This window comes from Rhodanobacter sp. FW102-FHT14D06 (assembly GCF_043950705.1).
Classification (GTDB): Bacteria; Pseudomonadota; Gammaproteobacteria; order Xanthomonadales; family Rhodanobacteraceae; genus Rhodanobacter.
The window spans coordinates 561967-576364 of record NZ_CP170722.1; the positions used below are offsets into that span (position 1 = coordinate 561967).

Consider the following 14398-nt stretch of genomic DNA (forward strand, 5'->3'; position numbering starts at 1 on the left):
AGGGCAGCCGTCAGGAAGTAAACGCCGCCCAGTGATGGGCGGCGTTATTCGTTGGTCGTCACTTGGCTGGGTAAGCGTAAGCGACGGCGCGACTGTAATCGCGGAGCAGCTCTGGGCGATACCAGCACGCGGCGTCGCGGCGCCGGCCCTCGGCAAGCACCTTTTTCAGCGAGCGCCCCTTGAGCACTTCTTCGTCTACGTGGCGGCCAACGGCAATCAAACTGCCGCGCGTTGCAAAATCGATGTTGTTAGCATTCATGATCAAATTCCTCCGAAAGGCCAGGTAAGTAGGTCACACAACGATCTGAGCCAGCTCGTCTTGATAGCTGCGCGAGACAAGCTTGAAAACTTCCAAGCGCTCAGCCGGGCTGGCAGCAGCGAACCGATTCAATGCCTCGCAAATCGCGTCACTGTGCAAGTAGTGATCGCTATCCTCAGGGTCTTCCATCTCGGCTTCGACGGCATACAGACCATTTGGATCCATCACGCGATCTCGAATGCTGAAATCTTGAAAGTAGGAGGCCCGCTCGGTTTCCATCACGGGGATCAAAACCAGCGCGGCTTCGTAAAGACTGTTAAAATGACTCATCGCTTCATTCCTCTATTAATTGGCGGTTTTACAGGACATCATCTTTATGAAATCCCTTGATTAAACTCTAGATATAAAAAGATATTCGTCAATCGCGTATCAGACGCCAGATCCAATAAATGCGAAGCAGATCACAATTATTGAATCATTATTTTCGTGATTTCTCGCTCGCGCTCTTGCCAATACCTTGCCCGGATTACCGGGGCCGTCACGCGCTCCCGCTCTTCCTCGATCCCGCGCCGAAACCGCTCGATCACGCTCTCAATCCGCTCCGCAGGGATCCAGTCAATCCAGAAACCTTCCGTGTTCGCGGCGTAACCCATTCGATAGCCGCCGTCGTGAGGTTCGAGCCTCAGGCCGACTTCCTTGCCGGCCTGGATGATGTCGGTGTGATTCGTGATCATGAGTGGCTGTCTGAGCAGAGGTCGGGGCGGACGGTGCCGATGGTGCCCTCCTCGCGAAGCTGAACGCACAGCGGCGCGTCGGGAGTCAAAATGGGCCCGATCGCATAACCGGGACGACGCCCGCCGTAGCTCTGAGCCAGGAAAGTGTGGCTGCCACCCGCTGTGCAGAGCGTCGTCGCGTCAGCGTTGTCAGCGACTTCGTGACCATCCACGTAGACATGGGTCCAGATGCCAACTTCGGCCCCAGCGATCCGCTGGCAGACATCAGCTGGCAGCATTGTCAGCTCGACTTGCCAACCATCGCCCGGAAGCCCGGCCATGTTCGTCGGCGTCAGCGACAAGTCGCCCCAGGCCGTTGAATGCCAGTTGCCCGAGCCATCTTGCAGCCAGCCGTTTTGAGAGGCGGTGTAGGCGACCAGGCTGTTGAAATCGCGGCTGCTGGCGTAAGCGCTGGTCACAGCGGCGTGCAAGTGGTCGAGGCGGCTGATCTCTTGCTCAGTGCTCACAGCGCCGCTAGCGGGCGAGAAGATGGCGAGGGAGGCTGTGGTGAGAGCGAGACCGAGGCCGATGGCCAGGACTGTTTCGAGAAGACCAAAGCCGGAAGAATTGGATGCGCTGATTTTCATAACTCATTCTCTCTGTATTGGGTTGATTTAAAGGGTCTGTGCAACCCCTCTGATTACCAACTTAGCCTCAATTGCAGACTTGTCAATCTCCAGTCGATCACTGTCGATCACCCGTTTTCGTTTAAATGAAAAGCGGCAGTCGCAGCATCATGTCGATCATGAGATGCGCTATTAAATGCAATAACCCGAAAATTATTGGCGCGCTGCGCCATTCCTTTTTATCCCCAAAAAATGAGCGGTTTTGCTCTGGGGCTTTTCCGAGCTTTTGCTCCTAGCCCTTCCCCAAAAATGAAAGAGCGGGAAAATCGCAAAAACCTGCTGCCCGGCTCCGCCGGGCCGGACGGGGATAATCGGTGGAACCAGGGCGTGCCGCGCGATCCCGGGCCTCAGGCACTTCTGCTGCCTGAGGCCTGCCTGAGGCCCTGCCTGAGGCCCCTGCAAACCCAGGCCCAGCCTCATTCTTACCCTATTTTTCTCCTAGGGCCTCAGGGCCTCAGGTAGTTTTCCGTTTTATAAAGAGTGGCGAAGAGAGAGCCCGGGAAAATGGGCGTGTCAGATCGGTCAGGGTGAAAAATCGGAAACACGGCGAGACGATAGAAAGTGCCTGAGGCCCCGCGCCTGCCCGAGGCCCCAACTGTATCCATATGATTTACATAGCTTTTATCCTGCGCATCGGGGCCTCAGGCAGGCCTCAGGCACTTCCACTGCCTGAGGCCCAGGCAAAAAAAAGGCCCCGAAAGGGGCCTCATTGCCTCTAGCCAAGAGAGGCTAGTTGCGAGGGCCAAACTCATAGTCCCATCCCTCGGCGTTCGAGTTCCGGACTTCCTCAGCCATCTCTGCTTCTGGCGTCCAACAGTGCTTCGCGCCGTCACAGGAGTGCTGCTGCACCATGCCGGCGACACTCATGTAGATGTTGGTCGTCCGCGGCAGCTTCCTGCCGCCAGCCTTCGGCTGCCGCTCGCGCCGTTCGCCCTGCCCCCGCTCCGCGAGGATCCCATCGAGCGCTGGCCAGAATTTGCTGGCTGCAACCGGGTGGTGCCCCTGTGCCCGGAGCGTCTCGACATAGTGCTCGTAGACCGCTTCCTTTCTCGTCTCGTGATCGTTACGGATACAGAGATCCGTCTCACAAACCCAGGCATAGAGCGGGTTGGTGGTCTTTCTGACTTCATCTGCATAGTCAGACATGTCTGCTGCAGCGCTGAACCCATTCTGCCGTTCGACCTGTGCTGCCCCTTCCAACGCCCAATCGAGCACCTGGGCCATCTCTTCCGGCACTTCAGTGATCTGCCGGTGGTAGTCGAGCACGACCTCCGAACTACCGCGCACGACTTTCTCGAAGAACGGCACGATCCCGATCTTCGATGACATACCGTATGTCTGGTCTGACCAGCTGATCGGACTGTTGACGGCGAAGAAGATCGTGCAGATCGGCGTCGCTGTGATGAAGTCTTTGCCGATGCCCGCGCGAGTCTGGATGGGGTCGCGGCTGATAATCGCCTTGAGCTTCTGTTCCGCCTGCGCGCCGAGGTTGGGCGTGCTTTCCGTCGAGATGACGCACGTCGCGTCGATGATCTTCGCCAGAGCAAACTTGTCTTCCGCAAGCTGGCTCAGGTCCATGGCTTCGGTCTTGGGATGGAGCGCCCGCAGGATGTGCAGCAGCGTCGACTTGCCGTTGGAACCGCTGCCAACGAGCTGCCAGGCTCGCTCCCGGCACCCGGCCATCAGGCTCGCGCCGACGGCTTCTTGCAGCAGCCGCCTCGCGCTGGGGTTCGGGAAGAAGCGATCGAGATAGCCGCCGAAGTGGCTCCGCGGATCGACGGCGCGGGGGTGGTAGACCCCCTCCTCGTCGACCCGGCCTTCGTCGAACCGGGCCGGGACCGTGTAAGTCATCCCTTCCGCTGGATCTGGCTTCTTGGCCCGGATGACGCCTGTGCCCGGCTCGATCGTCAGGTAAGCGCCCAAGATGGGGATGACGGGCTTTCGGCTGTTCGCCGCTGGCATCACATGCCCCTCTTTCTGCAGGTGCAAGACCGTGGCCTTGACGCACGAGGCGGCGCGCTGGGGGTTCGCACGGTCTGGCGACTCCATTTCAAGCCACTGAAACGCGTCAGCTTCAGGTGTGGGCATCACACGCCAGTGGGCACCTTTCTCATCATTCAAAAAGGCCCACAGCCGGACGTCTGAACCGGTTCCACTCGGGTCGACGCTTCCCACCCGAATGGTGGGCGAGCGCATATGCCTTGCGTATTGAAGTTCGAGCGAGACGTCTCGCTTTTTCGAAGCCGGATCAGCCGGCTTTTCCGGTGCCTTTCGTTTCGGTGCGGGGGCGGGTGCTGTCGCTTTTTTCTTTTCAAATGGAACAACCGTCGCTCGCCCCCAAAATTCCTCAAAATCCAGTTTATCCAGCCCGTCATCAAACGGATCTGGAGATGGGGGATTGACAGCGACGGTGTCGCTTGTAGACTTACTTTCCATGGGCTGTTTCCTCGTCAGAGCAGTTCTGTGATTGATCCAAAAGCCCCGCCCGGCAAGGCGGGGTTTTTCTTTTGGGGTTTGGTGTTAGGCGTGCTGAATGGCGTGCAGCATCAACTTTCGAGTCATCTCGCTTACGGTCGTCCCCTGGCGTTGCGCCAGCGCGGAGATCGCGGTTCGCGTTTGAGGATCCACCCGCACCAGAAGCGCTTTTGACTTCTTCTCCGATTGGTGAAGTTTTGGCCGCCCCGGTTTTGCTGAGATCTTCATAACGCTCGCCTTTTTTTGTATCAACATAAATTGTTGTAGCGAAAAAAAGCGATCGCGCAAGCCCCCCTTAGCCAACTCTCTCCGTCATCACTCGGATCGTTTCACAACGAAACGGATCGACAGCCGTGAACTGGCTCGCTGCGACATTTGTGAGCAGAATGCTCTCGTGCGACGAACGAAGCCGGATCATTCCATTGCCGATGAGCGGCAGGCTATCGACGAGCGCAATAACGTCGTCGAGGTTGTGTCCATCGCGCACGACATCGACACTCACGTAGCGCTGGAAGAGCGCAGTGAGGGCCTTTTTATGAAGTCGTTTGATGCGGATCGTGCTCGGACTGATAAAAGCGGGAAGGTTCGACATGGGTTTTCTCCTTGATATGAGTGGAAGGCTGATAACAAACGGACAGACTTTTAGTCGTCGTAGCCCTGGCAGTCGATAAAATACTCGGCGACCCGCATACCTTCGATCGTGGTGCGGTTGATGCAAATTGACAGTGAAGCGTTGGGCATAACAACTTGAAGGTGTGCAGCGGCGGACCAGTCGCCCTTTTTCTTGTCACGAAGCTGGCCGCGATCCAGCTCCGCCACCATTTCATAAAAACTCGGCTTTGCGAAATAATCAGCGAGACCCTCACTGATTTCCTCCGGTTCATCGTGATTCACAATCCAAACTTGAGTCTCATAGACACCCATAGCGTGCGCAATGGCGTGTTTCTGAATCGTTTCTGGCGTCCAGTGATCGGGGAAGATCGAGATGGGGTTGCGATGAACTACGCTTTTCAGCAATCCAAGATCGCCAGACGGCAGTTCGAAGAGCGACGACATAGGTTTTCTCCTTGATTTTGGACATGACTTCCCCGTCACCGCGGCCTGCGGCGTTTGGGGTGGTCTTGGGTTAATGGGACTTGCGGATCCTCAGCGCCCTAGGCGCGCTGGGATGGGCCCGGTCGGACCGTGTGGATACAGTGCGCCGATCCGAGGCTTGAAACAAGCCTAAGTGATTGTTCTATTTATCTTTATGACACTTCGGACCGGGACCACACGCCACCAGCGATGCCCGCAGGGGACCGCAGAGGACCGAGGAGCATCAGACCCCGAATCGCAGTTCGTTCAGGAAGTGAAGGCGCTTTCGAGCACGCGCCGCCGGAATTCGGGGTCTTCTTTCATCCGGGCGATCATTTCGTCCGCGTCCGTCTGCAGCCGTTGCGGCCCAGAAAGGACGGGTAGACCGAGGATCTGACGCAACCGATCCTCGCGCTGCTGATAGAGCGGCCGGAGGATGTCAGCGCGCTGCCCCAGGTAGCGCTCTGTGACCGCTTGGGTGCGGCTTCCGCCTTTGCCGGCACCATGGTTGAGCGCTGCTCCGGTGATGAGCAGCTTGGCCGCATGAGCCAGGTCGTTCTCGTCACCGAGCTCCCGCGCCAGCGCCCGACGCAGGTCATGCGCCGTGATCATGAGGCCGGTCTCTTTGGCGAGCGCAACCAGCACGCTCCTTGGGCTGCTGATCGGGCGGCCATGCTCGCGGGAGGGGAACACGTAGGAGCCGGGCTGATCGGGGCGCCACCGTTCGTTCAAATCCTTTCGCTGCTTCAGGATCTCGATCGCCCAAGCGGTCAGCGGAACGACGCCCGCCACCCCGCTCTTGGTCGTATCGCCCGCCAGCCACACCAACCGGCGTTCCAAGTCGATGTTTCGCCACTCCAACAGCATGGTTTCTGTGGCGCGGGTGCCCCAGAGCACCAGGAGCAGGTAGAAGTCCGTGAAGCTGGACATGTGGGGCTTCAAGCCGGGTTTCCGGGGATCCGGGCGTTCCGCGAAGAGGGCCGTATTGTGCGTTCGGGCCCGAAGCTCCCAGAGTGCTCGTAACCATGCGGCGCCCTCAGGCGTCCCGGTTTCGAGTGCTTTCTCGACTCGACGATCGGCGGGCCAATCATCGCGCCGCTCACTGCGCCAAAGGTAGAGCGGACCTTCTTCGCGCGTCAGGCCGAGCTTCAACTGACGCTGTGCACGCATCCACGCCGCGCCCAGGTGAGCGTAGATCTTGTCCATGGTGCCCTTCGACACGGACGCTGGACCCCACTTGACCGCTTCCTTCCGCCCGACGGCTCGCCGCAACAGGGGGTCGAGACTTTGGGCGACATGATCCGCGGTGAGGTCCTTAAGCGGCACATGCCACATGGGTGAGCCTTCCATCCAGCGCTGGACGGTCTTGCGGTCCTTGGTGCTCTCGTCGCGCAGCTTCGGATCGGCCGTCCGCCGCTTACCGACGCCGATCTCTAGGGTCTCTTCGCCGAGCTTGGCCTTGTGCTTGCGCTTGGCCTCGATCAGCTCTTCCATCGCCACGGCCATCGTCATCCGCCGCTGCTCGCTGGCGAGCCGGGACTGACGCAGGTTCTCTGCTTTCTTATGCAGCGGGTCGATGTTGCGCTCCATGTCAGCCAACCACAGCCGAGCCCGTTTGCGCGCCTCGTCGACCGTCAACACCCTCCCGATGTAGTTAGGTGCAGGCTGGGCACGTCCCATAGCGAGGCGCTTGGGCACGCCCCCCATCTTCTTCTGAACGCACCAGGTCACCGCCCCTGGGGTCACTCGGAGAAGGAGTCCCGGCTGCCCCGCGTTCCCACCGTCTCGGACGATCCAGTCATGCTTACCTGGCGGGGTGTCTTCCACGATCGGCCGCCCGGCATTCGTGGTGCCCACGATCATCCGATCGAAGCGGAGACCTTCCACGAGCTTCTGCGTCAGTTCGAGTTTGGCGACCATCCCCATCCCCTGCTCTACGGATCGTTGGAGGTCGATGTTACCCGCAATTGTGGCTCCTCAGTGGCTCCCTCTTCTGCGGTATTTCCTGGTCCTTCATGGTCCCACGCTCACGGAAGCCAGTGGCTGAAACGCCGATATAGAGCCATTCTCGACCACGCCACTCCGGCACTGTTCGCCAAGACGGCGATTGAAAATCCCCGTGTCGGCGGTTCGATTCCGTCCCCGGCCACCATGATCCAAGGGCTTGCAGCGATGCAGGCCCTTTTCGTTTTTGTCGGCACGCCGGTTGTTGTTCGCCCGCGGGTGCACAGCACGCCGCACGGCGGTGAGCCGCGCCCGGCCACACCGTCCCGCATCCCCTCTCTCCGGCACCGGGGCAATCGGGCAATGCCTGCCCATGTCCGGCAGATATCCGGTCGATCCGCCTCGTGTCATCGACGCGCCGCCGTTGCCCGCGAGTGCGACCCGTCCCGTGGCCTCTGCCGGGTGGCGGGAGGACTTCATCCGGCGACGCTCGACTTGTGACGCAGTTCTCATTTGGCACGGTTTCTGCTGCTGGCATCAGTGAACCACCCCGGTTCCGTCATCGAGAAGCAGCCATGGACGAAGTCATCGATCGCACCGCGCCGAACTCGCCGGAAGAGCTGGCGATCCATTTCCTGCTGCGCCACGCTGCGTGCCGCATGGCATTGACCGAGCAGGCCGGCGAGGAAGCGCTGCTGCAGGCTTTGCGGGATGCCCGCCCCGGCCAGCCGCAGCCGACGCCCGGCGGCGAACCCGTGCCTGGCGTCGTCGCAGCCGCGGCCGAGGTGACGAAGGACGACAGCTGCGCCGCCCGTTTTTCCCGGGCATATGCCGCGGCACGTCACCGAAGCCTGTCCGCCGGCACGAGCCGGGGCACGCGCAGCGCCGCCTGAAGGCGCGAGCCGCCGGCGCGGTGGCCATGCGAAAATGCACGGACCACGCCCCGACAAGTGTCCCGATGACCTCCTCGAAATACGACTTCCGCCAGTTCCAGGAAGAACTCGCCCAACTCGAACGCAAGACCCCCTCCCCCGCACCCGCCCCCACACCGGCCAAACCGCTGGGCAAGAAAGCCGCCGCCGCGCAGCGCCTGTCGGTGGCGCGCGAGGAGTTCCTGGCCCTGCGCAAACGCCACGGGCTCAGCGTGGCCGACGTGGTGGCCTTTTTCCCCGAGGAAGAAGGCATTGCCTACCTGCAGGAACTGATCGTCGCCGCGCAAGCCAAGCCGCGCCGCCGGAGCAAGCCGAAGCCGTAAGGCAAGCAACATGGATCAGGGTTCGGCGGCAGGACAGCCGGCGGGCGATGCCCGCCCTGCGCCGTCGGCTCTGCCGACACCGTTCACCCTGAGCGTAGCCGCGCAGCGGCGGAGTCGAAGGGTGGGGCTGGTGCGCGGCTTCGACTTCGCGCCTGCGGCGCTACGCCCAGCCTGAACGGTGCAGGTGCGGTAGTGCTTCAAACCGCAGGGCGCGCACTGCCCGCCTTGCACGATCGAGTCGACACTGCAAAAACTACCTGGCCGCGGGCGGTGGTGCGGCAGGCGTGAGCGTCACGTCGCCGAACCACGCCTGCGCGTGACCGCCGGTGTTGTCGGTGTCGGCGGAGAGTGCGATGCCGGTGATGCGCGGCGCGGGGCGGCCGAATGCGGCGAGGTAATCGGCGGCGAGATTGCGATCTTGCGCTTGCCACTGGCCGGCGCGCGTGTTGCCGCTTTGCAGGACGATGGTGCGTATCTGCGGCGAGTACGGGCTGGGGGCGATGGTGCCGATCGGGTGGCGGTTGTCCCACACGTAGCAAAGCGCTGCGGTGGGCATCGCGTGGCCCAGGGTGCGGCGGGCCAGTTTCAATTTCATGCGCTGCAGCCAGGACAGGCTGGACAGCGGCACGTCGAAGAACACGTAAACGCGCGCGGCGAAATCGTCACCCTTCTTCTTCGACATGTCCGCCGCCGCCACGCTGTGGTCGATCTTCCAGCGCCAGTTGAGCGTGGTGGCGGCCGGCAGATCCAGCGCATGCGCGATGGCGCCGGCGGCGTGATCGGCGTCGATGCGAAACACGCTGTCGGCGCCGTCGCGCACGATCGCCATCGGCGCCATCGGACGGTGCCGCGACATGGCGTACGCCTTCCAGCCGCCGGGCAGCGCGTTGCCCGGCACGGCGCCGGAGAAGCGCAGCGTGACCGGCGTCGCCGCCCACGCGACGGGCACAAGTACAAGCACAAGCAGCATCGCCCATCGTGACCTGCGCAGGCCATGTGCGCGACGACGCGTGAGGCGTCCAGCCAGCCAGCGCGTCGCGGAGCGTTTCGTCATGGCCAAGCACCGGTGGGAAGTGTGCGGGGAGCATACCGATGCGGCGTGCCGTGGGCGTGAATGAGGGAGCGCGCAAGCCCGCCGATATGCATCGTGCGCTGCCACATCCGCAGCGCCGCGAAAAAAAAATATCGCGCGCGAGGCGCGACAGTTGCGTCAAACCCCTAAAATTTCGCTACATTGTGCGGGCCGCAAGGCCTCCGAGCCCAGAAAGCCGGGGTTTCCTACTATCGAGATCAACTAATGGCTACCAAAACCACTGCCAAGAAAGCTCCCGCCAAGGCTGCCAAGCCTGCCGCCGCCAAGTCCGCCGCGCCGGTCAAGCCGCTGGGCGAGAGCCTGTCGAAGTCCGGGCTGATTGCCCACATCGCCGCGCAGGCCAACGTCGAGGCGAAGGCGGTCAAGGCCGTGCTCGCCGGCCTGGAGTCGGCCGTGCTCGCCTCGGTGCACAAGAAGGGCGTGGGCCAGTTCACCCTGCCCGGCCTGTTCAAGATCAACGCCGTGAAGGTTGCCGCCAAGCCGAAGCGCAAGGGCAAGAACCCCTTCACCGGCGAAGAGCAGGTGTTTGCCGCCAAGCCCGCCACGGTGAAGGTGAAGGTGCGCCCGCTGAAGAAGCTGAAGGACGCCGCGCTCTGATGTGCGCACGTTGATCAACCCTGCGTTGATCAATACCGTCTGATCCACCCGCGCGCCGCCGTCCGGCACTCCACCGGGCGGCGGCGTCGCGTTTGCGGTGCGGCGCCTCACGTTGCTGAACCGTTGGCGGGGATTCACGCCCGCATTCACCGCATGTTTTCGTCGGGCACCCAAGACTCGGAGCTTTCCGCAAGCAACGAGGTGCGCCATGAAACCGACGATCCCCTCCCTGGCCCTGGCCCTGAGCATCGGCGCGCTGTCGCTCGGCGTTTTCCAGAGCGCACTCGCGCAGCAGGCGCTGACCGAAGCGCAGGTGCGCGCCCGGCTCACCGCCCAGGGCTACACCGACGTGCACGACCTCAAGTTCAAGGACGGCATGTGGAAGGCCGAGGCGGACAGCGCCGACGGCAACGACCTGGACGTGCGCGTCGACGCCAGCACCGGCCAGATCTACCCGGATGCGCAAGTCTCCACGCTGAACAAGCACGACGTGGAAGCGGCGCTGTCGACCCAGGGCTACACCCACGTGCACGACGTGGATTACGACGACGGCATCTGGAAGGCCAAGGCCGACAACCCCGCCGGCAAGAAGGTCAAGCTGCGCATCGACGCGCACAGCGGCAAGGTGATCGGCATCGACTGAGCACAGCCGGCGCCGCGGGCATCCGCCGGGACATGGACCGGTACCGGCTTGTTGACTAGTATCGGGCTTCCCTCCCCCACGTGATGGATTGCCCGTGAAGCGATTGATTCTCTCTGCGCTCATCATCGGCGCCTGTGCCGGCGCACAGGCTGCCGATGTCCCCACCTTCAGCACGCAGCGACTTTCCGACGAGGTCAAGACGCTGAGCTCCGATGCCTTCGAGGGCCGCGGTCCGGCCACGCCGGCGGAGACGCGCACGATCGACTACGTGGTCGAGCAGATGAAGGCCGCCGGCCTGCAGCCGGGCGGCGACCTCAAGGACGGCAAGCGGCTGTGGACGCAGGCCGTGCCGCTGCTGCGCAGCGAGATCATCGGCAAGCCCTCGCTCAGCCTGACCCTGGGCGACAAGAGCGAGCCGCTCACCCAGGGCGAACAGATCGCCATCCGCGCGCCGATGAACGGCGCCAGCGCGATCGACATCAGCCACGCGCCGCTGGTCTTCGTCGGCTACGGCGTGAAGGCGCCGGAGCGCAACTGGGACGACTTCAAGGGCGTCGACCTGCACGGCAAGATCGCCGTGGTGCTGGTCAACGATCCGGATTTCGAAACCGGCAAGGGCGACTTCGGCGGCAAGGCCATGACCTACTACGGCCGCTGGACCTACAAGTACGAGGAAGCCGCGCGGCAAGGCGCGCTGGGCCTGCTGGTGATCCACGAGACCGCACCGGCCTCCTACGGCTGGGCCACGGTGAAGAACTCCAACACCAACACCATGTTCGACATCGTGCGCGACAAGCCGGGCGACTCGCACGTGCCGCTGGAAGGCTGGATTCAGCGCGACCTGGCGGTGCAGCTGTTCAAGCACGCGGGGCTGGATTTCGACAACGCCAAGAAGCTCGCGCAGACGCGCGCGTTCAAGCCGATCGCGCTGAAGGGCGAAAGCCTGTCGGCCAGCTTCAAGGTCGACAAGAGCGTGATCACCTCGCACAACATCGTCGGCCGCGTGATCGGCTCCAGGCACCCCGACCAGACCGTGATCTACAGCGCGCACTGGGATCACCTGGGCATCGGCCAGCCCGATGCCACCGGCGACCGCATCTACAACGGCGCGGTGGACAACGCCACCGGCACCGCGGCGCTGATCGAGATGGGCCGCGCCTTCGCGCACGCGCCGCAACCGGAGCGCAGCGTGGTGTTCCTCAACGTCACCGCCGAGGAAAAGGGCCTGCTCGGCTCGGAGTACTACGCCAGCCACCCGCTGTACCCGCTGGCCACCACCGCCGGCGTGATCAACATGGACGCGCTCGACCCGCACGGCCCCACCCGCAACTTCACCATCTCCGGCAATGCCAAGCTCGGCCTGCTGGACGACCTGATCGCCGACGCGAAACAGTTCCACATGGTCTACACCCCGGACTCGCATCCGGAAGCGGGCTACTTCTTCCGTTCCGATCACTTCTCCTTCGCCAAGCGCGGCGTGCCGGCGGTGTCGTTCGGCTCGGGCAATGACCGCATCGACGGCGGCGTGAAAGCCGGCGAGGCCGCGGGCAGGGAGTACACCGCGAAGCATTACCACCAGCCGTCCGACGAATGGCAGGCGAGCTGGCCGTTCACCGGCATGGCGCGCGACCTGCAACTGCTCTACACCGTCGGCAGCCAGCTGGCGAACTCGGACCAGTGGCCGGGCTGGAGCAAGGACTCGGAGTTCCGCGCCGCACGCGAGGCCACGGCGGATCAGCGCAAGTAAGCGCCTTTACCCAACGCCGCGCCGGTCGCCGGCGCGGCGTTGTCGTGTCCGCCACCGCAGGAGCCCGCTCGCGCGCCATGCTCTCGCGGCGAGATTCGGCATGTGAAAGGCATCGCCCGCGAGCGGGCCCCTGCGCGGGGCGTGCGGCCGGTCAGGAAAGCCGCGCGAACCACGCCCCATGGCCGGGCAGGTGCAGGGCGCCACCGTGCATCGTGCCGGCTTGCAGGCCATGGCCGTCGATCGCTGACGGCTTGCCGGGCAGCGGCGGCAATGTCACCTCGCACGCCGACGCGCCAAGGTTGAACACCACCAGCACCGTGTCGCCCTGCAGCCGGCGCAGGAAGGCCAGCACCGGTTCGGGCGCATCGAGGAATTCGATGTCGCCCCAGCGCAGCGCCGGGTGTGCCTGGCGCCAGCGCATGAAGGTGCGGAAGCCGTTGAGCACGGACTGCGGGTTGCCCTGCTGTTGCGCCACGGCGCGGGCGCGATGTTCCTCGGGCACGGGCAGCCACGGCATGCCATGGCTGAAACCGGCTTGCGCGTCCTCGTCGCTCCACGGCATCGGCGTGCGGCAGCCGTCGCGGCCCTTGAACTGCGGCCAGAACGCGATGCCGTACGGATCGCGCAACGATTCGTAGGGCACGTCCGCCTCGGTAAGGCCCAGTTCCTCGCCCTGGTAGATGCACACCGAGCCGCGCAGCGAGCAGACCATTGCGGTGAACAGGTTGGCCAGCTGCGCCGAGGCATCGCCGTTGCCCCAGCGGCTGAGCACGCGCTCCACGTCGTGGTTGGAGATCGCCCAGCACGGCCAGCCCTCGGTCATCTGCGCCTCCAGCTGGCGCACCGTGCCGCGGATGTGCGCCGCGCTGAAATCCTCGGTGAGCAACTCGAAGCTGTAGCCCATGTGCAGCCGGCCGTGCATGGTGTACTCGGCCATCGTCGCCAGCGAATCCTCCGAGGAGATCTCGCCCAGCGCCGCCACGTCGGCATAGCCGTCCATCAGCGCACGCAGCTCGGCGAGGAAGCCCAGGTTCTCCGGCTGCGTGTTGTTGTAGTAGTGGTACTGGAACGCGTACGGATTGGCCGGGCTGAAGCCGCGGCCCACACGCTGCTCGCTTGGCTTGGGCGGGTTGTCGCGCAGCTGGCGGTCGTGGAAGCAGAAGTTGATCGCGTCCAGGCGGATGCCGTCCACGCCCTTGTCCAGCCAGAAACGCACATTGTCCAGCGTGGCCGCGCGCACGTCGGGGTGGTGGAAGTTCAGGTCCGGCTGCGAGGCGAGGAAGTTGTGCAGGTAGTACTGCCCGCGGCGCGGCTCCCACTGCCATGCACTGCCGCCGAACAGCGACAGCCAGTTGTTCGGCGGCGTGCCGTCGGGCCGGGCGTCGGCCCACACGTACCAGTCGGCCTTCGGGTTGTCGCGGCTCTGCCGGCTTTCGCGGAACCATGCGTGCTCGGCCGAGGTATGGCTGAGCACCTGGTCGATCATCACCTTCAACCCCAGCCCGTGCGCCTTGTGCAGCAGGCGGTCGAAATCCTCCAGCGTGCCGAACAGCGGATCGACCTCGCGGTAATCGGCGATGTCGTAGCCGAAATCCGCCATCGGCGACTTGAAGAACGGCGCCACCCAGATCGCGTCCACGCCAAGCTCGGCCACGTAGTCGAGCCGCTCGACGATGCCGGGCAGATCTCCCACCCCGTCCCCGTCGGTGTCGAGAAAGCTGCGCGGGTAGATCTGGTAGATGATGGCGCCACGCCACCACGGGGCATTGCTCATTCGCCTGTCCATGCCGTTGCCACCCGGGGCTGCAGGACACGCCGCGTGGCGAACCTGTCGGGGTTGGCGAGCAGCTTAGCGGCTGCAGACAGGCCCGCCGCGATCGTGCATACGTATTCATGGATCGCCGCTGCCGCT

General features: G+C 63.4%; 16 protein-coding genes. 5 read left to right on the plus strand and 11 right to left on the minus strand.

Going from position 1 to position 14398, the window contains the following annotated elements:
• Positions 1 to 58: 58 nt before the first annotated feature.
• The 9 genes from ACFCQI_RS02930 to ACFCQI_RS02970 form a co-directional block, all read right to left on the minus strand.
• Positions 59 to 259: a hypothetical protein gene (locus tag ACFCQI_RS02930; protein ID WP_395119882.1), complete on the minus strand. Its 201-nt coding sequence runs from the start codon at positions 257 to 259 to the stop codon at positions 59 to 61.
• A 33-nt stretch (positions 260 to 292) separates the two neighbouring features.
• Positions 293 to 589 carry a hypothetical protein gene (locus ACFCQI_RS02935; RefSeq protein WP_395119883.1) on the minus strand — a complete coding sequence of 99 codons (297 nt, stop codon included), beginning with the start codon at positions 587 to 589 and terminating at the stop codon, positions 293 to 295.
• 137 nt (positions 590 to 726) lie between these two features.
• Positions 727 to 993, minus strand: coding sequence for a hypothetical protein (locus ACFCQI_RS02940; RefSeq protein WP_395119884.1), 267 nt, complete (start codon positions 991 to 993; stop codon positions 727 to 729).
• Positions 990 to 1619, minus strand: coding sequence for a hypothetical protein (locus tag ACFCQI_RS02945; protein WP_395119885.1), 630 nt, complete (start codon positions 1617 to 1619; stop codon positions 990 to 992). Before ACFCQI_RS02945 ends, ACFCQI_RS02940 begins: the two co-directional genes overlap by 4 nt.
• Before the next feature lie 768 nt (positions 1620 to 2387).
• Positions 2388 to 4094, minus strand: coding sequence for a DUF5906 domain-containing protein (locus ACFCQI_RS02950; RefSeq protein ID WP_395119886.1), 1707 nt, complete (start codon positions 4092 to 4094; stop codon positions 2388 to 2390).
• Between the two features lie 84 nt (positions 4095 to 4178).
• Positions 4179 to 4361 carry a hypothetical protein gene (locus tag ACFCQI_RS02955; RefSeq protein ID WP_395119887.1) on the minus strand — a complete coding sequence of 61 codons (183 nt, stop codon included), beginning with the start codon at positions 4359 to 4361 and terminating at the stop codon, positions 4179 to 4181.
• Positions 4362 to 4428: 67 nt separating this feature from the next.
• Positions 4429 to 4725: a hypothetical protein gene (locus ACFCQI_RS02960; RefSeq protein WP_395119888.1), complete on the minus strand. Its 297-nt coding sequence runs from the start codon at positions 4723 to 4725 to the stop codon at positions 4429 to 4431.
• A gap of 50 nt (positions 4726 to 4775) precedes the next feature.
• Positions 4776 to 5189: a hypothetical protein gene (locus ACFCQI_RS02965; protein ID WP_395119889.1), complete on the minus strand. Its 414-nt coding sequence runs from the start codon at positions 5187 to 5189 to the stop codon at positions 4776 to 4778.
• A 285-nt stretch (positions 5190 to 5474) separates the two neighbouring features.
• Positions 5475 to 7127: a tyrosine-type recombinase/integrase gene (locus ACFCQI_RS02970; protein WP_395119890.1), complete on the minus strand. Its 1653-nt coding sequence runs from the start codon at positions 7125 to 7127 to the stop codon at positions 5475 to 5477.
• A gap of 599 nt (positions 7128 to 7726) precedes the next feature.
• Between ACFCQI_RS02970 and ACFCQI_RS02975 the strand changes: the two genes are divergently transcribed.
• Both ACFCQI_RS02975 and ACFCQI_RS02980 read left to right on the plus strand, forming a co-directional pair.
• Positions 7727 to 8044 carry a hypothetical protein gene (locus ACFCQI_RS02975; RefSeq protein ID WP_395119891.1) on the plus strand — a complete coding sequence of 106 codons (318 nt, stop codon included), beginning with the start codon at positions 7727 to 7729 and terminating at the stop codon, positions 8042 to 8044.
• Positions 8045 to 8109: 65 nt separating this feature from the next.
• A complete protein-coding gene (locus ACFCQI_RS02980; protein WP_395119892.1) occupies positions 8110 to 8406 on the plus strand; it encodes a 2-hydroxyacyl-CoA dehydratase in 297 nt (98 codons plus the stop codon).
• A 253-nt stretch (positions 8407 to 8659) separates the two neighbouring features.
• On the opposite strand, the gene ACFCQI_RS02985 is transcribed toward ACFCQI_RS02980, so the two are convergent.
• Positions 8660 to 9376, minus strand: a complete 717-nt coding sequence (locus ACFCQI_RS02985) for a DUF3047 domain-containing protein (protein ID WP_395119893.1) — start codon at positions 9374 to 9376, stop codon at positions 8660 to 8662.
• 327 nt (positions 9377 to 9703) lie between these two features.
• On the opposite strand from ACFCQI_RS02985, the gene ACFCQI_RS02990 reads away from it, so the two are divergent.
• From ACFCQI_RS02990 to ACFCQI_RS03000, 3 genes are all read left to right on the plus strand, one after another.
• Positions 9704 to 10096: an HU family DNA-binding protein gene (locus ACFCQI_RS02990; protein WP_395119894.1), complete on the plus strand. Its 393-nt coding sequence runs from the start codon at positions 9704 to 9706 to the stop codon at positions 10094 to 10096.
• Positions 10097 to 10304: 208 nt separating this feature from the next.
• Positions 10305 to 10739 carry a PepSY domain-containing protein gene (locus ACFCQI_RS02995; RefSeq protein WP_395119895.1) on the plus strand — a complete coding sequence of 145 codons (435 nt, stop codon included), beginning with the start codon at positions 10305 to 10307 and terminating at the stop codon, positions 10737 to 10739.
• A 94-nt stretch (positions 10740 to 10833) separates the two neighbouring features.
• Positions 10834 to 12486: a M28 family metallopeptidase gene (locus ACFCQI_RS03000; protein WP_395119896.1), complete on the plus strand. Its 1653-nt coding sequence runs from the start codon at positions 10834 to 10836 to the stop codon at positions 12484 to 12486.
• A 151-nt stretch (positions 12487 to 12637) separates the two neighbouring features.
• Here ACFCQI_RS03000 and ACFCQI_RS03005 read toward each other — a convergent pair whose 3' ends face one another.
• The gene (locus tag ACFCQI_RS03005) at positions 12638 to 14260 is read right to left on the minus strand and encodes an alpha-glucosidase family protein (RefSeq protein WP_395119898.1); all 1623 of its coding nucleotides are present in this window, start codon (positions 14258 to 14260) and stop codon (positions 12638 to 12640) included.
• Positions 14261 to 14398 lie beyond the last annotated feature (138 nt).